This window comes from Streptomyces sp. CA-243310, assembly GCF_050936775.1.
Taxonomy (GTDB): domain Bacteria; phylum Actinomycetota; class Actinomycetes; order Streptomycetales; family Streptomycetaceae; genus Streptomyces.
Window position 1 is genome coordinate 1,562,963 of sequence record NZ_JBNJMF010000001.1, and the last position, 20,912, is coordinate 1,583,874.

Here is a 20,912-nt window from a genome sequence, read left to right on the forward strand (position 1 = left end):
TTCCGTCTGGTGGAAAGTCCAAGTGACTACTGAGTAACCAGCGCGTACGTCTGGGCGGCGATCTCCAGTTCCTCGTCCGTCGGGACCACGGCCACGGCCACCCGGGCGTACTCCGTCGAGATCAGGCGCGGCTCGGAGGACCGCGCCGCGTTGGCCTCCAGGTCGAGCGCGAGGCCCAGCTCGGCCAGCCCGTCGACCGCGGCCTCCCGGACCTGGTGGGCGTTCTCGCCCACGCCCGCCGTGAACGCCACCGCGTCCACCCGGCCGAGCACGGCCGAGTAGGCGCCGATGTACTTCTTCAGACGGTGGACGTAGGCGGCGAAGGCGGTCGCCGCCGCCTCGTCGCCCTCGCCCGCGCGCCGCAGCACCTCGCGCATGTCGTTGTCGCCGCACATCCCCAGCAGACCGCTCTTCTTGTTCAGGAGCGAATCGATCTCATCCACCGAGAGGCCGCCCACCCGCGCCAGGTGGAAGATCACGGCCGGATCCAGGTCGCCGGAGCGGGTCCCCATGACCAGGCCCTCCAGCGGGGTCAGCCCCATGGACGTCTCCACGCACACCCCGCCGCGCACGGCCGAGGCCGAGGCGCCGTTGCCCAGGTGCAGCACGATCACGTTCACGTCCTCCACCGGCCGGCCGAGCAGCTCGGCCGTGGCCCGCGAGACGTAGGCGTGGGAGGTGCCGTGGAAGCCGTACCGCCGGATGGAGTACTTGTCCGCCGTCTCGGCGTCGATCGCGTACCGGGCCACGTGCTCCGGCATCGTCGAGTGGAAGGCGGTGTCGAACACGGCCACCTGCGGCAGGTCGGCGCGCAGCGAGCGGGCCACCTCGATGCCGGTCACGTTCGCCGGATTGTGCAGCGGGGCGAGCGGGATCAGGCTGCGGATCTCCGCCAGCACCTCGTCGTCGATCACCGTCGGCCGCGTGAATTCGGTGCCGCCGTGCACGACCCGGTGCCCCACGGCCGCGAGTTCGGGGGAGTCCAGGCCCAGGCCGTCGGCGGCCAGCTCCTCGGCCACCGCCCGCAGCGCGGCCTCGTGGTCGGAGATCGCGCCCACCCGCTCGCGCTTGCCGCCGGCGGCGCCGGGGCCGGTCAGGGGTTCGTGGACCAGACGCGAGGTCTCCTCCCCGATCCGCTCCACCAGCCCGACGGCGAGACGGCGGGAGTCCGCCATGTCGAGGAGCTGGTACTTCACCGACGAGGAGCCGGAGTTGAGGACGAGTACGCGCGATGCGGTCACGGGTGCGGTGCCTTCTCGTGTGTGGGGGACTCGTGGGGGTGGCGGTGGCGGTGGCCTGCGGGTCAGCCGGCCGGCTGCTGCGCCTGCTGCGTCTGGGCCTGGATCGCGGTGATCGCCACGGTGGTGACGATGTCCTGGACCAGGGCGCCGCGCGAGAGGTCGTTGACCGGCTTGCGCAGGCCCTGGAGGACCGGGCCGACCGCGACGGCTCCCGCCGAGCGCTGCACGGCCTTGTACGTGTTGTTGCCCGTGTTCAGGTCGGGGAAGATCAGCACGCTCGCGCGGCCGGCCACCTCCGACTCGGGCAGCTTGGTCGCGGCGACCGAGGGTTCCACGGCGGCGTCGTACTGGATCGGACCCTCGATCAGCAGGTCGGGATGCAGCTCGCGGACGATCTCGGTGGCCTTGCGCACCTTGTCGACGTCCGCTCCGGAGCCGGACGTGCCGGTGGAGTACGAGAGCATCGCGATCCGCGGCTCGACGCCGAAGGCGGCGGCGGTGGCGGCCGACTGGACGGCGATGTCCGCGAGCTGCTCGGCGCCCGGGTCCGGGTTGACCGCGCAGTCCCCGTAGACGAGAACCTTGTCGGCCAGGCACATGAAGAAGACCGAGGAGACGATGGAGGCGTCGGGCTTCGTCTTGATGATCTCGAAGGCCGGGCGGATCGTCGCGGCGGTGGAGTGCACCGAGCCGGAGACCATGCCGTCGGCCAGGCCCTCCTGGACCATCAGGGTGCCGAAGTAGTTGACGTCGGTGACCACGTCGTGGGCCAGCTCGACGGTCATGCCCTTGTGGGCGCGAACTTGGGCGTAGTACTCGGCGAATCGTTCCCGCAGGGGAGAGGTCGCCGGGTCGATCAGCTGGGCCCCCGAGATGTCGATGCCCAGGTCGGCGGCCTTCTTCACGATCGCCTGCTCCTCGCCGAGCAGGGTCAGGTCGCAGACCCCGCGCCGCAGCACCACGTCCGCGGCGCGCAGCACCCGCTCCTCGGCGCCCTCGGGCAGCACCACGCGGCGGCGCTCGGAACGGGCCCGCTCCAGCAGCTCGTGCTCGAACATCATCGGGGTGACGCGCTCGGAGCGCGCCACCGACAGCAGGTCGCGCAGCTCGGCGGTGTCCACGTGACGCTCGAACAGGCCGAGCGCGGTCTCCAGCTTGCGCGGGGTCGCCGAGTTCAACCGGCTCTGCAGCGAGAAGAGTTCCGCGGCCGTGGGGAAACTGTTGCCGGCGACCGAGACCACCGGGGTGCCCGGCGCGAGCTTCGAGGCCAGCGTCAGCACGGCCGGCGTCGGCCGCTCGTTGAGCGTCAGCAGCACGCCGGCGATCGGCGGGGTGCCGGAGGTGTGCGCGGCCAGCGCGCCCACGACCAGGTCGGACCGGTCTCCGGGGGTGACCACCAGACATCCGGGGGTCAGCGCGTTGAGGAAGTTCGGCAGCATCGCCCCGCCGAACACGAAGTCCACCGCGTCGCGCGCCAGCCCGGCCTCGTCGCCCAGCAGCACCTCGCCGCCGAGCGCGCGGGTGATCTCGGCGACGGTCGGCGCGGAGAGCGACTTGTCGTCCGGCAGCACGTAGCAGGGCACCGGCATCCGGGCGGCCAGTCGCTCGGCGATGTGGTCCCGGTCCTCGGCCACAACCCGGTTGACGACCATCGCCACGACGTGGCAGCCCAGGCTCTCGTACGCCCGGTACGCGTTGCGGGTCTCGGCGCGCACGGCCTCGGCGGGGTGCTTGGTGCCGCCCACGACGGGCACGACCACGGCCCCCAGCTCGTTGGCGAGGCGGGCGTTCAGCGCGAGCTCGTCCGGGAGGTTGGTGTCGGCGTAGTCGGTGCCGAGGACGAGCATGACCTCGTAGTCGCGGGCCACCCGGTGGTAGCGGTCGACGAGCCGGGAGACCAGTTCGTCGGTACCCTTCTCGGCCTGGATGGCCCAGGCCTCGTGGTACTCCATGCCATGGGCCGTCGCCGCGTCCTGGTCGATCCGGTAGCGGGCCTTCAGCAGGTCGAAGAGCCGGTCCGGAGCGTCGTGCAACAACGGACGGTAGACGCCGACCCGGGCTGTCTGGCGGGTCAGCAGCTCCATGATTCCCAGCTCGACGACCTGCCGGCCGTCCCCCCGCTCGATACCGGTCACGTACACGCTGCGCGTCACGCGTGCTCTCCGTCCATGTGTCGCCGCGGCGCGGTTCCTGGGCGCCGCGCGCGGATCTCCGAGTCGGTTGACCCGGTTGATATGGGCTTGACCTCTTGACAATACCTCTGCGGGCAGATAGGTCGCCCGCCAGGAAAAAGGCCTGTCCAGGGGGGCCGAAAGGCCCGTCGGGGGTAGTGGCGCGTAGAGCGACCCACCCTCGGCCCATGGAACAATCGGACAGGCTTCATCAATACGCCCTTCATATGTACGGCCGTGTGCCCGCACGCGTACGGCCAGGTACGACCAGGAGCAGGAGACACAGCACGATGCGTATCGGAGTTCTCACCGCAGGCGGCGACTGCCCGGGCCTCAACGCTGTCATCCGGTCGGTCGTACACCGCGCCGCGGTCGGTCACGGAGACGAGATCATCGGCTTCGAGGACGGTTTCAAGGGCCTCCTCGACGGCAACTTCCGCCCGCTCGACATCAATGCCGTCAGCGGCATTCTCGCGCGCGGCGGCACGATTCTCGGCTCAGCGCGCATGGAGCGGGCGCGCCTGCACGAAGCGGCCGAGAACGCCCGCGAATTGGCGACCCGCTACGGCATCGACGCGCTCATCCCGATCGGCGGGGAGGGCACGCTCACCGCCGCCCGGATGCTGTCGGAGGCGGGGATGCCGGTCGTCGGAGTGCCGAAGACCATCGACAACGACATCTCCTCCACGGACCGCACCTTCGGCTTCGACACCGCCGTCATGGTCGCCACCGAGGCCATCGACCGCCTCAAGACCACCGCCGAGTCCCACCAGCGCGTGATGGTCGTCGAGGTCATGGGACGCCACGCCGGCTGGATCGCCCTGGAGTCCGGCATGGCCGGCGGCGCCCACGGGATCTGCCTGCCGGAGCGGCCCTTCGAGGTGGACGCGCTGGTGAAGATGGTGGAGGAGCGGTTCGCCCGCGGCAAGAAGTTCGCCGTCATCTGCGTCGCCGAGGGCGCGCACCCGGCCGAGGGCTCCATGCCGTACGAGAAGGGCGCCATCGACGCGTACGGTCACGAGCGCTTCGCCGGCATCGGCAACCGCCTCGCGGTCGAGCTGGAGCGGCGCCTGGGCAAGGAGGCCCGCCCGGTCATCCTCGGCCACGTCCAGCGCGGCGGCACCCCGACCGCGTACGACCGCGTGCTCGCCACCCGCTTCGGCTGGCACGCCGTCGAGGCCGTCCACCGGGGCGAGTACGGCAACATGACCGCGCTGCGCGGCACCGACATCGTGATGGCCCCGCTGGCGCACGCCGTCACCGAGCTGAAGACGGTCCCGGAGGACCGCATGTACGAGGCCGAGTCCGTCTTCTGACCGGCGACCGGCCGTCTTGCGACCGGTGACCGGTCCACCCCGGCGGGGCCCGCGTCCCGCACCGCCCGCCGGACGGTCCCGGTCGAGTCCACCCGCGGACCGGCCCGGGCCGTTTCGGCGCGTTCCCGAACCGCCCGGAACGCGTCCTACTCCGCACCGCCGGCGACGGCCCAGAAGCGGTTCACGATGTCCGCGAGGTACTCCCGGCCGGAATCGCCCGTCCCGGCGGTGCCCTCACCGCCGCCCCAGCTCAGGGTCGCGACCATGCGGGACTGGTACTCGCCGTGCAGCCGCTCCAGCACCCGTTCCAGGTGCGCCTTCGGCACCGGCAGCATCTTGGACAGCGGTTTCCCGTAGGCCTGCCAGCGGGTGGTGACCGCGCTGCGCAACAGATCGGCCAGTTCCTCGTGCTTGCCCGTCGCCGTCACGAACTGGGCCAGGGTCAGTCCCAGCGTCGAGGCGAGGGCGGCGGACTGCCGCTCGTTTCCCTTCCAGCGGCCGGTGTCCTCCATTTTCTGGTAGGAGTTCGTCTCCAAACCGATGCGCCGGGCCAATTCCTCGGCGGCCATCCCCCTGGCCATTCGATGCTCCCGCAGCGTGATCGGCTCCGCGATGAGTTCCCCGGGGGAACACCAGAGCACGCCGGCGAGCGCCGTGAGCTCGGTGGAAGTGGGTGAGACCTCGCCCCGCTCCCAGGCCATCACGGTTTCGGGCGCGACATTCAGTCCGTACTGGGCGCGCAGGCCATAAGCGACGTGGCCGGGCGCCATGCCCAGGGCCGCGCGCAGGCGACGCGCGGCGGGGGCATTGAAGGGGGGGCTGGAGTGCACAAGCACACCGTAGGAGTGGCTGAGCCATATCGACTACAGACCATTCAAACAAGCTGATAACTCGTAGGAAAGTCCTATGGAAATCGGGGCTTTATGCCGGTTTCCTGGCGACTGTCCGGTAATCGGGGTGGTCGGAAGATCCATTTCCAGCGTACGGATTCAGCCACTCCATTTCGCCGATACCTCCGCACTCGTGGAGTGATCCCCGTCACAGAGCGTGAACCGGCCATACGGCCGGTCCGTGATCCCATCCGGGGCCCTCGCGCACGGGGGTGGCGAGGGCCCCGGAAAAGGGGGGCGTGACTACGGCCTGAACCACACCGTCGCCATCGGCGGCAGCGTCAGCCGCAGGCTCGCCGGCCGCCCCTGTGCCGGAACCGGATCGGGCCGCAGCGACTGGAGGTGCCGCACACCGCTGCCGCCGTACCGCTCCTCGTCGGTGTTCAGGACCTCCCGCCACAGCGGGACCTCCTCCGGAACCCCGAGCCGGTAGCCGTGACGCACCACCGGCGAGAAGTTCGACACCGCCAACAACTGCGAGCCGTCCTGGGCGAACCGCAGGAACGCGAAGACGTTGTCGTCGGCCGCGTCCGCCTCCACCCAGGCGAAGCCCTCCGGCACCGTGTCCCGCTCCCACAGCGCGGGCGCCGCCGTGTACGCGCGGTTCAGGTCGCGCACCAGGTTGCGCACGCCGCGGTGGTCACCGGCCGCCGGATAGGACTCGTCCAGCACCCACCAGTCGGGCCCGTACGTCTCGGACCACTCCGACCCCTGCGCGAACTCCTGCCCCATGAAGAGCAGTTGCTTGCCCGGGTGGGCCCACATGAAGGCCAGGTACGCGCGGTGCGCCGCCCGCTGCTGCCACCAGTCGCCCGGCATCTTCGACACCAGCGAGCGCTTGCCGTGCACCACCTCGTCGTGCGAGATCGGCAGCACGTAGTTCTCGCTGTACGCGTACACCATCGCGAAGGTCATGTCGTGGTGGTGGTACTTGCGGTGCACCGGCTCCTTCGACACGTACCGCAGCGTGTCGTGCATCCAGCCCATGTTCCACTTCAGGCCGAAGCCCAGCCCGCCCGCGTCCGTCGGCCGGGTCACGCCCTCCCACGCCGTGGACTCCTCCGCGATCGTCATCACGCCCGGGCACCGCCGGTACACCGTCGCGTTCATCTCCTGGAGCAGGGCCACCGCGTCCAGGTTCTCCCGGCCGCCGTGCTCGTTCGGCGTCCACTCGCCCTCGGAGCGCGAGTAGTCCAGGTAGAGCATCGAGGCGACCGCGTCCACCCGCAGGCCGTCCACGTGGAACTCCTGGCACCAGTACACCGCGTTCGCCACGAGGAAGTTGCGGACCTCCTTGCGCCCGTAGTCGAACTCCAGCGTCCCCCAGTCCGGGTGCGCCGCCCGCTGCGGGTCGTGGTGCTCGTACAGCGGCCGGCCGTCGAACTCGGCGAGCGCCCACTCGTCGCGCGGGAAGTGCGCGGGCACCCAGTCGACGATCACCCCGATCCCGGCCCGGTGCAGCGCGTCCACCAGGAACCGGAAGTCGTCCGGGGTGCCCATCCGCGACGTCGGCGCGAAGAATCCGGTGACCTGGTAACCCCAGGAACCGCCGAAGGGGTGCTCCGCGACCGGCATCAGCTCCACGTGCGTGAAGCCCAGCTCCTTGACGTACGCCGGGAGCTGCTCGGCCAGCTGCCGGTACGACAGCCCCGGCCGCCACGACGCGAGGTGCAGCTCGTACACGGACAGCGGGGCCTGGTGCGGCGGACGGAGCCCGCGCGTGGCCATCCACTGCGTGTCCTGCCACGTGTGGTGCGAGGCGGTGACCACCGACGCGTTCGCCGGCGGGACCTCCGCGTACCGCGCCATCGGGTCGGCGCGCACGGTGTGGCTGCCGTCCGGGCGCGTGATGTCGTACTTGTACATGGTGCCCTCGCCGACACCCGGCAGGAACAGCTCCCACACCCCGGTCGAGCCCAGCGAACGCATGGGGTACGCCACGGAGTCCCAGTACGAGAAGTCGCCGGTGACCCGCACCCCCTGGGCGTTCGGCGCCCACACCGTGAACCGGGTGCCGGCCACGCCCTGGTGCTCCATCGGCTCCGAGCCCAGCGCCGTCCACAGCTCCTCGTGCCGGCCCTCGCCGATCAGGTGCAGGTCCAACTCGCCGAGCGCCGGCAGGAACCGGTACGGGTCGTGGACCTCGATCTCGTCGCTGTCGTAGGCCACCAGGAGCCGGTACTCCGGCACGCCGGACAACGGCAACAGCCCGGAGAACAACCCGTCCCCGTCGTCGAACAACTCGGCGCGCAGCCCCTTGCCGAGGACCGTCACCGCCTTCGCGTAGGGGCGCAGCACCCGGAAGGCCACCCCGCCGCGCCGGGCCCGGGCGCCGAGCACCGCGTGCGGGTCGTGGTGACGGCCCTCCAGCAGCCGGGCACGTTCCTCGGCCCCCAGCGCGGGCGCCGGCCGGACCCCGTGGGGTGGCGCGGCCTTGCGGGCCCGGGGCGCGCGGGCCTTCCGAACGGGCTCGGGGGTGACCCCGGATTCGTCGCGGACGGTCGGTGACGGCTGTCGTGCGGCGCTCACGCGAGCGGCCTCCTCGGGGGCTTCGGATGGGGGGTGGTGGAGCCTGGGGTGGTCGGCGGGGACACGGGGTGTCCCGGCCGGTGAGCGGGCCGCTGGGGTTCGGACAGGCGCCGGATCGCCGCCATCGGGACGTGCAGCCAGTCGGGGCGGTGCCGGGACTCGTAGCGGGCCTCGTACACCGCCTTGTCCGTCTCGTAGGCGCGCAGCAGCACGGGGTCCTCGCGGGGGTCGCTGCCGCTCGTGCGGGCGTAGCCCTCGCAGTACGCCGCCCGGCAGGCGTCCGCCCAGGCGGGGGCGAACGGCCGGTGGGAGCGGGCCGCGTAGTCGAAGGAGCGCAGTATCCCGGCGATGTCCCGCACCGCCGGTTCGGGGCGCCGCCGGTCGGCCAGCGGCCTGGCCGGCTCGCCCTCGAAGTCGATCAGCGCCCAACTGCCCTCGACGGTGCGCAGGGTCTGCCCCAGGTGCAGGTCCCCGTGGATGCGCTGGGCGGACACCCCGCCGCCCCGCGAGGCGGCCAGGGCGTCGAAGGCACCGCGCAGCCCCGCCTCGTACGGTCGCAGCGCGGGCACCTCCCTGGCGGTCGCGGCCAGTCGGGCGGTCATCCCGGCGGCGAGCCGCGCGGTCTGTTCCGGCCCCAGCGCCACGGTGGGCAGGGCGTCGGCGAGGGCGTCGTGCACCTCGGCGGTGGCCCGGCCCAGCGCGTGGGCCTCGGCGGTGAAGTCGGCCCCGGCGCCGAGCCGGCGCAGCGCGAGTTGCCAGCCGTCGTCGGAGCCGCGCAGGTACGGCTGGAGCACGCCCAGGGTCAGCGGTTCGGAACCGGGCAGTTCGGCCTCGTACCAGGCGACCGGCGCGGGCACCCGGGCACAGCCCGCGGCGGCCAGCGCCCTGGGCAGCTCCAGGTCGGGGTTGACTCCCGGGCCGACCCGGCGGAACACCTTGAGGATGTGTGAATCCCCGTAGATCAACGAGGAGTTGGTCTGTTCCCCGGACAGCGGCCGGGGCGTCGGCGCGGCCGGGATCAGGGCTCCCGGGTCCCGCTCGAAGCGCAGGGGGCCGAGGACTCCGGGGGAGCGCAATCGTTCCAGCAGCAGCGCGGCGAGCCGCGGATCGCCGAGTCCCTCGTAGACGGCCTGTCCGGCGTACGGTCCCTGTTCCGCGTGCCCGATCAGGGCGGGCGCGAGCGCCGGCGGCAGGTTGGGGCGTACCCCGAGCAGGAGTTGGTAGCAGTCCGAGCTGCCCTCGGCGTCCACGCCGACGAGCAGGTGCAGCAGCCCGGGGGAGGCCCCGGGTGGCAGGAGTTCGACTGCCGAGACCAGTCGAAGGCGCGTGATGGCGCGCCCCTTTCCGGCGAACCAGCGCTGCCTCGGCAGCCAGTTGCGCAGCATGGGTTCGAGCGGTCCGATGGGGACCGCGGCCAGGCTTGCCTGGCGACTCCGGGCGGATGCAGCCTCCGACATGGCGTCGCGTCCTTTCCCCGGGCCGTCACAGAATGCGCAGAGTGTCCCGGATGGCGATGGTTGCTGTCCGGCGGTGAACGAGTGTCGGGCCATGGATGATCCGTACAGGGGCGGGCGATTGACCCATTCGCGCGCCTTTTGCTCTTCGGGTTGCTCTTCGGGCCGTTCCTCGGGCTCGGTTCGCCCCGGGGCCCGGCAGCCCGACTCGCGGGGTCGTACGTGCTCGAAAGCGCTGTTGTGGAGCGTTCCTTCGCGCGTTCGACCCCGTTCCGCGGGCGTGCCCCTTCGGCTCGCCGGCCCGGTGCCGACGTCGGTTCACGTCGGCTCCGGTGGGAGCGAAGGCCCCGCGTGCTACTCGGTGCGGAGCCGGAACCAGTAGAAGCCGTGTCCCGCCAGGGTCAGCAGGTACGGCCACTCGCCGATCGGCGGGAAGCGCACGTCACCCGTGAGCTCCACCGGAACCCGCCCGTTGAACGACCGCAGGTCCAGCTCGGTGGGCTGCGCGAAGCGCGAGAAGTTGTGCACGCACAGCACCAGGTCGTCCCCGTACTCGCGAAGGAACGCGAGCACCGCCGGGTTCGACGACGGCAGTTCGGTGTACGAGCCGAGACCGAAGGCGGGGTTCGCCTTGCGGATCTCGATCAGCCTGCGGGTCCAGTGCAGCAACGACGAGGGCGATGCCATGGCCGCCTCGACATTGGTGACCTGGTACCCGTGGACCGGGTCCATGATGACCGGCAGGTTCAGCCTGCCCGGATCGCACGAGGAGAAACCGGCGTTGCGGTCCGGGGTCCACTGCATGGGGGTCCGGACGCCGTCCCGGTCGCCCAGCCAGATGTTGTCGCCCATGCCGATCTCGTCGCCGTAGTAGAGCACCGGCGAACCGGGCAGCGACAGCAGCAGGGCGGTGAACAGCTCCATCTGGTTGCGGTCGTTGTCCAGGAGCGGGGCGAGCCGGCGTCGGATGCCGATGTTGGCGCGCATCCGGGGGTCCTTGGCGTACTCGGCGTACATGTAGTCCCGCTCTTCGTCCGTGACCATTTCGAGGGTGAGCTCGTCGTGGTTGCGCAGGAAGATGCCCCACTGGCAGCGGTCCGGGATCGCCGGGGTCTTGGCCAGGATTTCGGAGACGGGGTAGCGCGACTCTCTTCGCACCGCCATGAAGATGCGCGGCATGACGGGGAAGTGGAAGGCCATGTGGCATTCGTCCCCGCCCTTCGTGAAGTCGCCGAAGTAGTCGACGACGTCCTCGGGCCACTGGTTGGCCTCCGCGAGGAGGACCGTGTCGGGGTAGTGCGCGTCGATCTCGGCGCGGACCCGCTTGAGGAGGGTGTGGGTGCGCGGCAGGTTCTCGCAGTTCGTGCCCTCCTCGGCGTACAGGTAGGGCACGGCGTCGAGTCGGAAGCCGTCGATGCCGAGGTCCAACCAGAAGCGGAGCGCCGAGATGATCTCCTCGACCACGGCCGGGTTCTCGTAGTTGAGGTCCGGCTGGTGCGAGAAGAAGCGGTGCCAGTAGTACTGCTTGCGTACCGGGTCGTACGTCCAGTTGGAGGTCTCGGTGTCGACGAAGATGATGCGGGCGTCCTGGTACTGCTTGTCGTTGTCGGCCCACATGTAGTAGTCGCCGTACGGTCCGTCGGGGTCCTTGCGGGACTGTTGGAACCACTCGTGCTGATCGCTGGTGTGGTTCATGACGAAGTCGATGATCACCCGCATGCCGCGCTGGTGCGCGGCGTCCACGAACTCCACGAAGTCGGCGAGGTCGCCGAACTCGGGGAGCACCGAGGTGTAGTCGGAGACGTCGTAGCCCCCGTCGCGGAGGGGTGAGGCGAAGAACGGCGGCAGCCAGAGGCAGTCGACGCCCAACCACTGGAGGTAGTCGAGCTTGGCGGTGAGCCCCTTGAGGTCTCCCACGCCGTCGCCGTTGCTGTCGTGGAAGGAGCGGACGAGCACCTCGTAGAAGACCGCCCGCTTGAACCAGTCGGGATCGCGGTCCTTGGCGGGGGTGTCCTCGAACGTGTCGTGGACGGGATCGTTGATCATCATGTGATGGGTGACCCTCCGGTGGGCGGGGACGGTCGCAGAGCGGCCAGTACGTGCGCGGGCGTGCGGCCCGGCTCTAGGCGCACGTAGTTCGCCCTGCCCCAGTGATAGGTCTCGCCGGTGAGCTCGTCGCGCACCGCGAGGGACCCGTGCCAGTCGAGGCCGAGTACCGGCATGTCCAACGAGACCGTCGCCTCCTGGGTGTGGTGCGGATCGAGGTTGACGACCACCAGTACGGAATTGGCTCCGGCGTGCTTCGAATAGGCGATCACCTGTTCGTTGTCGGTCGAATGGAAGTGGATGTCGCGGAGCTGCTGGAGGGCCGGGTTGCGCCGGCGCAGTCGGTTCAGCGCCGTGATCAGCGGGGCGATGGTCAGCCCGTCCCGGTCGGCGGTCGCCCAGTCGCGTGGCCGGAACTCGTACTTCTCGGAATTCAGGTACTCCTCGCTGCCCTCCTTGACCGGGGTGTTCTCGCAGAGCTCGTAGCCGGCGTAGACGCCCCAGGCGGGGGACAGGGTGGCGGCGAGTACGGCCCGCACCTCGAAGGCCGGGCGACCGCCGTGCTGAAGGTACGCGTGGAGGATGTCGGGGGTGTTGACGAAGAAATTCGGCCGCATGACGGAGGCCGAACGGTCCCCGGACAGCTCGGTCAGGTACTCGGTCAGCTCGGCCTTGGTGTTGCGCCACGTGAAGTACGTGTAGGACTGCTGGAAGCCGACCGCGGCGAGCGAGCGCATCATCGCGGGACGGGTGAAGGCCTCGGCGAGGAAGATCACGTCGGGGTCGGATTTGTTGATGTCCGCGATCACCTTCTGCCAGAAGACGACAGGCTTGGTGTGCGGATTGTCGACCCTGAAGATCCGTACGCCGTGATCCATCCAATGGCGCAGGATCCGGACCGTTTCCTCGACGATGCCGGCCATGTCGGTGTCGAAGTGGATCGGGTGGATGTCTTGGTACTTCTTCGGCGGGTTCTCGGCGTAGGCGATCGTCCCGTCGGCGCGGTGGCGGAACCACTCCGGGTGCTTCTCCACCCACGGATGGTCGGGGGAGCACTGGAGCGCGAAGTCCAGCGCGATCTCCATCCCCAGCTCGCGGGCCCGCGCGACGAAGGCGTCGAAGTCCTCGATGGTGCCCAGTTCGGGGTGGACGGCGTCGTGACCGCCCTCGGTGGAGCCGATCGCCCAGGGCACGCCGGGATCCCAACTACCGGCGGACAGCGTGTTGTTCGGCCCCTTGCGCCAGGTGCTCCCGATGGGGTGGATCGGCGGCAGGTACACGACGTCGAAGCCCATCGCGGCGATGGCCGGCAGTCGCTCGGCGGCGGTCCGGAAGGTCCCGCTGACCGGGGCCGAGCCGGGCTCCAGCACCGCTCCCTCGGAGCGCGGGAACATCTCGTACCAGGAACCGAACAGGGCCCGCTTGCGCTCGACGAGCAGCGGAAGGGCCTTCGCGGCGGTGACCAGCTCCCGCAGGGGCCGCCTGGCGAGGGCCTCCACCACCTCGGGCGCGAGGGCGGCGGCGTGCCGCTCGGCGGGGTCCCGCTCCTCGTCGCGCATGACCTCGGCGGCGGCCAGCACCTGGGCCCGGCCGTCCCGCTTGGGGATCTTCGCGGCGGCCCGCTCGTGGAGCTCGGCGCCTTCGAGGAGGGTCAGGTCGGCGTCGATCCCGGCGGGGACCTTCACGGCGGCGTGGGCCCGCCAGGTGGCGAGCGGGTCGCTCCACGCCTCGACGGTGTACGTCCACCTCCCCTCGACCTCGGCGGACACCCGGGCCCCCCACCGGTCGGTGCCGGGGGCCAGCTCGCGCAGCGGTACGGGGGGCCGCAGCCGCCCGCTCGGATCTCGGAGTACGACGTGGGCGGAGACGGCGTCGTGGCCCTCGCGGAACACGGTGGCCGAGATCTCGAAGACCTCGTCCACAACCGCCTTCGCGGGTCTGGCGCCGCAGTCGACGGCGGGGCGGACGTCCAGCACGGGAATGCGACCGATCATGATGGGATCACCTGGGGGCAGTTCGCAGGGCTCGGTGACAACGGACCGACTGTCTGGGCAGCCGGCAGTGCACGCTCTGTTCGCTCTGTTTCTAGCCGCTCGGAAGACGGCTGCGCTGCGGGCATGGCCGCTCCTGTCCGCGTTCACTCGGGTGGCGGGAGGTGGGCGGGGTTGCCTCCGGACGGAGTCCGGGGCCTGGTGCGCCGTGCGTGTACCCGGGGAGCCCTTCCCACTCTGGTCCCGCCCAACCCGCGTGCCCGGTTAACTACTCGTACGTAGTGGCACGCGGATCACGAAGGGCCGGATCGAGATCGGTCGAGGCTCCGTCAAGTCGGCGAGGGCCGACCGATGTGCAGCGACACACCCCCTGTCCCAGTTGCCTCACGAGCCCCGCAGACACCCTTGTTCCGCTCCGTCGGGCCCGCGCATCTCGTGTGCCCCGGCAAGCACCGGGACACGCGGCCCGGTGGTCCGCGGGGCGGGGATCCGGCCGGATTTCCACCCCCGCGACGGCCCGGACCGGGCGGCCCGCGGCCGGCGTGCCGGCCGGTCGCCGGCCGTCTGCGGCCTTCCCCGGACGACCCGTTGGAGGCCCGGCCCGACGAGGCGCCATGGCCGGGCGGCGGGGGCGCCGCTAGCCTTCCGGGGGTCGATGCGCGGATGCACAGCGTGGTGCGACCGCTCCGATCCGTCATCCCCTGCGAAGGTGGAACACGTGAAGGCTATCCGTCGATTCACCGTGCGCCCCGTCCTCCCCGAACCCCTTCTGCCGCTCGCCGACCTCGCGCGCAACCTGCGCTGGTCCTGGCACGCGGAAACCCGCGAACTCTTCCAATCCGTCGACCCCGAAGGCTGGCAGGCCGCCGGCGGCGACCCCGTCCGACTGCTCGGCGCCGTACCCGCCGCCCGGCTGGAGGAACTGGCCGGCGACCGCCGGTTCCTGCGCCGGCTCGCCGTGGCCGCCGCCGACCTCGACGACTACGTCCACGGCGGGAGGTGGTACCAGAGCCACGAGGGCGACGGCGGTCTCCCCGCGGGCATCGCCTACTTCTCCCCCGAGTTCGGCATCACCGCAGCCCTGCCGCAGTACTCCGGCGGCCTCGGGATCCTCGCCGGCGACCACCTCAAGGCCGCCAGCGACCTCGGCGTCCCGCTCATCGGAGTGGGCCTGCTCTACCGCCACGGCTACTTCCGCCAGTCCCTCTCCCGTGACGGCTGGCAGCAGGAGCACTACCCCGTCCTCGACCCCAACGAGTTGCCCGTCTCCCTGGTCCGCGAGGAGGACGGCAGCCCGGCCCGGGTGGCACTCGGCCTGCCCGGCGGTCGCGCGCTGCACGCGCACATCTGGCAGGCCCGCGTCGGGCGGGTGCCGCTGCTGCTCCTCGACTCCGACGTCGAGGACAACGACACCGCCGCCCGCGAGGTGACCGACCGGCTCTACGGCGGCGGCAGCGACCACCGGCTGCTCCAGGAGATGCTGCTCGGCATCGGAGGCGTCCGCGCGGTCCGCACGTACTGCCGGCTCACCGGCCACCCCGACCCCGAGGTCTTCCACACCAACGAGGGGCACGCCGGGTTCCTCGGACTCGAACGCATAAGGGAACTGGGAGGAGAGCCGGGGCTCGGCTTCGACGCCGCCGTCGAGGCGGTGCGCGCCGGAACCGTGTTCACCACGCACACCCCCGTCCCCGCCGGCATCGACCGCTTCGAGCGGTCCCTGGTCGCCCGGCACTTCGGCGAGGGCGGCGAACTGGCCGGCGTGCCCGTGGACCGGATCCTCGAACTGGGCGCCGAGTCCTACCCCGGCGGCGACCCCGGGGTGTTCAACATGGCCGTCATGGGGCTGCGCCTGGCCCAGCGCGCCAACGGCGTCTCCACCCTGCACGGGGCCGTCAGCCGGGGCATGTTCGCCGGCCTGTGGCCGGGCTTCGACCCCGCCGACGTCCCCATCACCTCCGTCACCAACGGGGTGCACGCCCCGACCTGGGTGGCCCCCGAGGTCATCCGGCTCGGCGCCCGGCAGATCGGCGCCGGCCGCACCGAGGACGCGCTGTCGGTCGGCGGCTCACCGCGCTGGGACGCCGTCGCCGGGATCGGGGACCAGGAGGTCTGGGACCTGCGCCGGGTGCTGCGCGAGCAACTGGTCCAAGAGGTCCGCGACCGGCTGCGCGCCTCCTGGAAGCAGCGCGGCGCCGCCGACGCCGAACTGGGCTGGGTGGACTCCGTCCTCGACCCGGACGTGCTGACCATCGGCTTCGCCCGCCGGGTGCCCTCCTACAAGCGGCTCACGCTGATGCTCCGCGACCCCGAGCGGCTGCGCAGGCTGCTGCTGGACCCGGAGCGGCCCGTGCAGATCGTCGTCGCGGGCAAGGCGCACCCGGCCGACGACGGCGGGAAGCGGCTCGTCCAGGAACTGGTGCGGTTCTCCGACGACCCCCGCGTGCGCCACCGCATCGTCTTCCTGCCCGACTACGGCATGGCCATGGCCCAGAAGCTCTACCCGGGCTGCGACGTCTGGCTGAACAACCCGCTGCGCCCCCTGGAGGCCTGCGGCACGAGCGGGATGAAGGCCGCCCTGAACGGCTGCCTCAACCTCTCCGTGCTGGACGGCTGGTGGGACGAGTGGTTCGAGCCCGACTTCGGCTGGGCGATCCCCACCGCCGACGGGATCGGGACGGACGAGGAGCGCCGTGACGACCTGGAGGCCAACGCCCTCTACGAGTTGATCGAGAGCCGGGTCGCGCCCCGCTTCTACGACCGGTCCGGGCACACCGGCCTCCCGGCGCGCTGGATCGAGATGGTCCGGCGCACCCTGGTGTCGCTGGGGCCGAAGGTGCTCGCGGGACGCATGGTCCGCGAGTACGTGGAACGGCTCTACGCACCGGCCGCGCTCTCCCACCGCGCCCTCACCCCGGAGACCGCCCGCGACCTCGCCGCCTGGAAGGGCCGGGTCCGCAGCTCCTGGCCGAGGGTCGGCGTCGAGCACGTGGAGGCCCTGGCCGCCGCGCCCGTCGGCGGCACCGCCGAACTCGGGGCCACGCTCACCCTCCGGGTACGGGTGGCCCTCGACTCCCTCGCGCCCGAGGACGTCGAGGTCCAGGCGGTCGCGGGCCGGGTCGACGCCCAGGACGTCATCCAGGGCGGCCGGTCCTTCCCGCTCAAGGCCGCCGCCGGACCGGACCTGGAGGGCCGCTGGGTGTACGAGGGCCCGCTCGCGCTCGACCGGACGGGGCCCTTCGGCTACACGGTGCGGATCCTGCCCGCGCACCCGCTGCTGGCGACCCCGGCCGAACTGGGCCTGGTCGCCGGGCCGGCGGACACCGACGCGGGGGGCGGCGTGCTGATGCGCTGACCGCGTTCAGGGGGCGGGCGGCGGATCGACCAGCCGCCCGTCCTCCACCAGCATCCCGGCCCGCTTCACGGTGCGCAGGATCGGTACCAGCTCCACCTGCCGGATGCCGTCGACCGCGCCGATCCGCTCGGTGAGGTACGTGTACAGCGCGTCGGTGTCCCGGCACACCACCACCGCGAGCAGATTCGCCGAGCCGGTGACCGCCGCCGCGAACGGCACCTCGGGGTGCTCGCCTATCGCCGCGCCCACCTCGGCCAGTCGGGCCGGGTCCACCGTCAGGAGCATCGCCGCCTCCGCCTCGTACCCGAGCGTCGCCGGCACGATCTCCACGTCGAAGTAGACCGCCCCCATGTCCCGCAGCCGGTCGAGCCGGCGCCGGGCGGTGGACTCCGACAGCCCGGTGGCGCGGGCCAGTTCCGGATAGCCGGCGCGGCCGTCCTGCCCCAGCACGGCCAGCATCGCCAGCTCCGCCTCGTCCAGCGCGTACCGGTCCTGCTCCGGCAGTGGCGGCTGCCGCTCCAGCGCCACCACCTGGTCCGGGCGCAGCGCGTCGATGCCGAACCAGCGTTCGGGCCCGCCCGTGAACATCCGCAGGATGGTGTGGGCGCTCACCCCGGTCACCCGGCGGGTGCGCGGCAGCTTCTCCAACAGCAGGACGTCGCGGTCCTGGCGGGTCCGGGCCTTGGTCATGCAGTGGATCTCGGTGCCGCCGGAGTTGAGGGTGACCCAGGCGATGTCCGGCCGGCGGGCCAGTGCCTCCGCCACGGCGAGCGCGGCGTCCGGCGTGCACTGCACCCGCAGCCAGGACTCGAACAGCCCGACGCGGCTGCCCAGCGGCAGCCCGACCACCCGGACCAGGCCCGTGCTGCGCATCCGGCGGTAGCGGCGCACCACCGTCTGGTCGGAGACCTCCAGCACCTCGGCGAGCCGGCTGAAAGAGGCCCGCCCGTCGATCATGAGGGCCTGCACGAGGGCCAGGTCGAGGTGGTCCATCTCGGCGGGGCCGGCCAGGGTCTGCATGGTTTCCATCATCGCAGAGCGTCCGACGAGGCAAATCCGGCAGCGGAGGGCAGCTGGATGGTTGCTCCGGGCGGGTGACCGCGACTCTGGTGGCACACCTCGTCTGCTCTTGATCCGGAGAACCCCCATGCGTAAATGGCTGCCCTTGACGGCCGTGAGCCTCGGAGCCTTCATGCTCCTGGTCGACGTCACCATCGTGACCGTCGCGCTCCCGGACATGGCCACCGACATGAACACCGGATTCGCCGGACTCCAGTGGGTGATGGACATCTACGCCCTGGCGCTCGCCGCACTGCTGCTCGGCGCGGGCTCCCTCGCCGACCGGATCGGCCGCCGCCGCGTCTACCTCGGCGGGCTCGCCGTCTTCGCCGCCGCCTCCCTGGCGTGCGGCCTGGCCACCGGCCCCGGCCTGCTGATCGCCTTCCGCGCCGTGCAGGGCATCGGCGGCGCGGCGATGTTCGCCACCACCATGGCCCTGCTCAGCAGCGCCTACCAGGGCCGCGACCGGGGGATCGCCTTCGGCGTCTGGGGCGCGGTCAACGGCGCGGCCGCCGCGGCCGGACCGATCATCGGCGGGCTGCTGACCGAGCACTTCGGGTGGCGCTGGATCTTCTTCATCAACCTGCCCGTCTGCGCCCTGGCCGTCTGGGTCACCCTCAAGGCCGTCGCCGAGTCCCGCAACCCGCACGCCAAGGGCCTCGACCTGCCCGGCATGGCCACCTTCACGGCGGGCGCGGGCGTCGTCACCTACGCCCTCATCCGGGTCGCGGAGAACGGCTGGACCTCCGCCGCCACCCTCGGCCTGCTCGGCCTCGGCGCGGCCTGCTTCGCCGCCTTCGTCCTCGTCGAACTGCGCACCGCGCACCCGATGCTCGACCTCTCCCTCTTCCGCAGCCCCACCTTCGTGGCGGTGATGGCCGGCGGACTGCTGCTGTCCGGGGCCGCGTTCTCGTACCTCATGTACGTCTCGCTCTGGCTCCAGTCCGCCGAGGGGATGGGCCCGGTCCAGGCGGGACTGGTCCTGGTGCCGTTGAGCCTGGCAGCGTTCCTCGTCTCCGCGGTGGCCGGCCGACTGCTGCACGGCGCCCCCGCCCGACTGTCCATCGGCGGCGGGCTGCTGCTGATCGGGGCGGGCGCGCTGCTCCAGGCCTGGATGCTGGACGCGGGTGACGGCTGGACGGCCCTGGTGCCCGGGCTGGTGCTGACCGGCGTGGGCGTCGGGATGGCCACACCGCCGCTGGCCGCCGCCGCGATGGGGACCGTGGCCCCGGCCCGGGCCGGGATGGCCGGCGGCGCCCTGAACACCGCCCGTCAGTTGGGCAACGCCCTCGGCATCGCGGTGCTCGGCGCGCTCTTCCAGGCCGGTCTGACGAGCGGGCTCGCCGGCAGCGGGCAGCCGCACGACACCGCCGAGGCGCTGGCCTCGGGCGGGGCGGGGCGGTTCCTCGCGGCCGGCCCGCAGGCCCGGGAGTGGGTGGAGGCCGCCTTCGCGAGCGGGCTCCGGGACACCTTCGTGGCCTCCGGGGTGATGGGTCTGGTGGGCGCGCTGGTGGTGGTCCTGCTGATCCGTCCCGCCGGCGGGACCGGGGCGTCGGTCCCGGACCAGGCCCCGGCCGCCAAGGGCTCGACCACCGAGCGGGCCTCCGCCTGAGCCGCCGAGCCCGTACGGCGACCCGCGCATCCGAACCCCGGGTGCGCGGGTCGCGTACGTCCGGGCGGGCGGGCTCACGTCCGGGGGACGGACGGGCGTGCGACCGCCGTCCGGCCCGGGTGCCCGGCCCGGGAGGGTGAACCTTCGAACGCGCTGCGCATGCTGAATCGTTTCTGCCGATCGGCCCGCTCCTACGCTGCCCGCTGGATGTCTCCGGATCCGGCATCCAGCGACCAGAGAAACGGACTGCTCATGCGTGCTCGCACCACCGCCGCGGCCTTCCTAGGCGCCCTCGCGCTCGTCCTGCCGGCCTCCGGCCAGGCCATGGCCGACGACGACTACGACGGTCATCACACGCTCGGCCGCCTCTACTACGTCGTCGAGGACGAGGACGGCGACGAGTACACCCGACACATCAGCCCCGCGGACAACGACACCTGCTACGAGCTGACCGGGACCTCCCGGAACCAGCCGGCCACCGAGGCCTACAACCGCACCGAGTCGCTGGCGGTGCTCTTCGAGGGCCGCGGCTGCAACGGCCGGGCGGTGCGCACCCTGCCGCCGGGCGGCGGGGCGCACGACGTGGAGGCCCTCTCGGTCTACTTCCGGCCCACCGGCGGGAACGGCCACGGCCACCACGACGGCGGCTGGAACGACGACGAGGACCGCCGCGTCCGCCGCGACGCCCGTCCCGAGCAGGGTCGTCAGGCGAACCTCGTCAAGCCCGCCGTGGCCGCCGTCGCCGCCCCCGCGGCGGCCCCCGCCCCGCGCCCGGCCGACGACGAGCCGGCCTTCGACGAGTCCACCGACGAGCAGTCGCGGGAGGACGGGCAGCGCGACGAGGCCGGCCGTCCGGGCGACGACCAGGCCGAGGACGAGAACGGACAGCGCGAGGAGGACGGGGCGCGTGACGAGCGCGGCCAGGCCGACGAGGACGGGGCGCGCGACGAGGACGAGGCGCGCGACGAGGACGGGGCGCGTGACGAGCGCGGCCAGGCCGACGAGGACGAGGCGCGCGACGAGGACGGGCAGCGCGACGAGCGCGGTCAGGACGGCGACGAGGAAGAGGAGTACGGCGTCCTGGACACCGTCTTCCGCGCCATCGGCTGACCCACCCCGGCGCTGACACCGGCTCAGGCCGACCGGAAGGGCCCGACACCCCTGGGAACCACCCCGTGGGTGCCGGGCCTTTCGCGCGGGGCGCCGGCTCCCGCCGTCGGCGGGACCCCGGACATGGAACAGGGCCGC

Annotated in this window: 12 protein-coding genes; 4 read left to right on the forward strand and 8 right to left on the reverse strand. The window is 72.0% G+C overall.

The genetic code is table 11. The features are described from left to right. Positions 1-26: 26 nt before the first annotated feature. Together ACQEVM_RS07435 and pta are read right to left on the reverse strand one after the other, a co-directional pair. Positions 27-1,241, reverse strand: a complete 1,215-nt coding sequence (locus ACQEVM_RS07435; protein ID WP_433076244.1) for an acetate kinase — start codon at positions 1,239-1,241, stop codon at positions 27-29. Between the two features lie 62 nt (positions 1,242-1,303). Next, entirely contained in the window at positions 1,304-3,394 is a 2,091-nt protein-coding gene (gene pta, locus ACQEVM_RS07440) for a phosphate acetyltransferase (RefSeq protein WP_433076246.1), read from the reverse strand. Between the two features lie 308 nt (positions 3,395-3,702). On the opposite strand from pta, the gene ACQEVM_RS07445 reads away from it, so the two are divergent. Then, a complete protein-coding gene (locus ACQEVM_RS07445) occupies positions 3,703-4,728 on the forward strand; it encodes an ATP-dependent 6-phosphofructokinase (protein WP_053677521.1) in 1,026 nt (341 codons plus the stop codon). 146 nt (positions 4,729-4,874) lie between these two features. On the opposite strand, the gene ACQEVM_RS07450 is transcribed toward ACQEVM_RS07445, so the two are convergent. The 5 genes from ACQEVM_RS07450 to ACQEVM_RS07470 all read right to left on the reverse strand — a co-directional run bounded on the left by ACQEVM_RS07450 (position 4,875) and on the right by ACQEVM_RS07470 (position 13,641). After that, positions 4,875-5,564, reverse strand: a complete 690-nt coding sequence (locus tag ACQEVM_RS07450; protein ID WP_433076249.1) for an XRE family transcriptional regulator — start codon at positions 5,562-5,564, stop codon at positions 4,875-4,877. 297 nt (positions 5,565-5,861) lie between these two features. Next, positions 5,862-8,147, reverse strand: coding sequence for a 1,4-alpha-glucan branching enzyme (gene glgB, locus ACQEVM_RS07455; protein ID WP_433076251.1), 2,286 nt, complete (start codon positions 8,145-8,147; stop codon positions 5,862-5,864). After that, complete coding sequence (locus ACQEVM_RS07460; RefSeq protein ID WP_433076253.1) at positions 8,144-9,604, reverse strand: maltokinase N-terminal cap-like domain-containing protein; 1,461 nt, start codon at positions 9,602-9,604, stop codon at positions 8,144-8,146. The genes glgB and ACQEVM_RS07460 overlap by 4 nt, the downstream gene beginning before the upstream one ends. A gap of 351 nt (positions 9,605-9,955) precedes the next feature. Then, positions 9,956-11,650, reverse strand: a complete 1,695-nt coding sequence (gene treS / locus ACQEVM_RS07465) for a maltose alpha-D-glucosyltransferase (protein WP_053677523.1) — start codon at positions 11,648-11,650, stop codon at positions 9,956-9,958. Further along, positions 11,647-13,641 (reverse strand): maltotransferase domain-containing protein, encoded by a 1,995-nt coding sequence (locus ACQEVM_RS07470; protein WP_433076255.1) that lies wholly within the window; start codon positions 13,639-13,641, stop codon positions 11,647-11,649. Before ACQEVM_RS07470 ends, treS begins: the two co-directional genes overlap by 4 nt. 715 nt (positions 13,642-14,356) lie before the next feature. Here ACQEVM_RS07470 and glgP point away from each other — a divergent pair. Next, the gene (gene glgP / locus ACQEVM_RS07475) at positions 14,357-16,993 is read left to right on the forward strand and encodes an alpha-glucan family phosphorylase (protein ID WP_433076257.1); all 2,637 of its coding nucleotides are present in this window, start codon (positions 14,357-14,359) and stop codon (positions 16,991-16,993) included. Positions 16,994-16,999: 6 nt separating this feature from the next. Here glgP and ACQEVM_RS07480 read toward each other — a convergent pair whose 3' ends face one another. Then, the gene (locus ACQEVM_RS07480) at positions 17,000-18,013 is read right to left on the reverse strand and encodes an Lrp/AsnC family transcriptional regulator (RefSeq protein ID WP_433076259.1); all 1,014 of its coding nucleotides are present in this window, start codon (positions 18,011-18,013) and stop codon (positions 17,000-17,002) included. Positions 18,014-18,140: 127 nt separating this feature from the next. Here ACQEVM_RS07480 and ACQEVM_RS07485 point away from each other — a divergent pair, with 127 nt between their 5' ends. Together ACQEVM_RS07485 and ACQEVM_RS07490 are read left to right on the forward strand one after the other, a co-directional pair. Beyond that, on the forward strand, positions 18,141-19,664 hold the full coding sequence (locus tag ACQEVM_RS07485; RefSeq protein WP_433076261.1) for a DHA2 family efflux MFS transporter permease subunit: 1,524 nt from the start codon (positions 18,141-18,143) through the stop codon (positions 19,662-19,664). A gap of 252 nt (positions 19,665-19,916) precedes the next feature. After that, on the forward strand, positions 19,917-20,774 hold the full coding sequence (locus ACQEVM_RS07490; protein ID WP_433076263.1) for a hypothetical protein: 858 nt from the start codon (positions 19,917-19,919) through the stop codon (positions 20,772-20,774). Positions 20,775-20,912 lie beyond the last annotated feature (138 nt).

Coding starts and splice junctions, on each gene's coding strand:
- ACQEVM_RS07480 (WP_433076259.1), bottom strand. CDS start 18,013: ATGCAGACCCTGGCCGGCCCCGCCGAGATGGACCACCTCGACCTGGCC.
- ACQEVM_RS07470 (WP_433076255.1), bottom strand. CDS start 13,641: ATGATCGGTCGCATTCCCGTGCTGGACGTCCGCCCCGCCGTCGACTGC.
- treS (WP_053677523.1), bottom strand. CDS start 11,650: ATGATGATCAACGATCCCGTCCACGACACGTTCGAGGACACCCCCGCC.
- ACQEVM_RS07445 (WP_053677521.1), top strand. CDS start 3,703: ATGCGTATCGGAGTTCTCACCGCAGGCGGCGACTGCCCGGGCCTCAAC.
- ACQEVM_RS07485 (WP_433076261.1), top strand. CDS start 18,141: ATGCGTAAATGGCTGCCCTTGACGGCCGTGAGCCTCGGAGCCTTCATG.
- ACQEVM_RS07460 (WP_433076253.1), bottom strand. CDS start 9,604: ATGTCGGAGGCTGCATCCGCCCGGAGTCGCCAGGCAAGCCTGGCCGCG.
- ACQEVM_RS07490 (WP_433076263.1), top strand. CDS start 19,917: ATGCGTGCTCGCACCACCGCCGCGGCCTTCCTAGGCGCCCTCGCGCTC.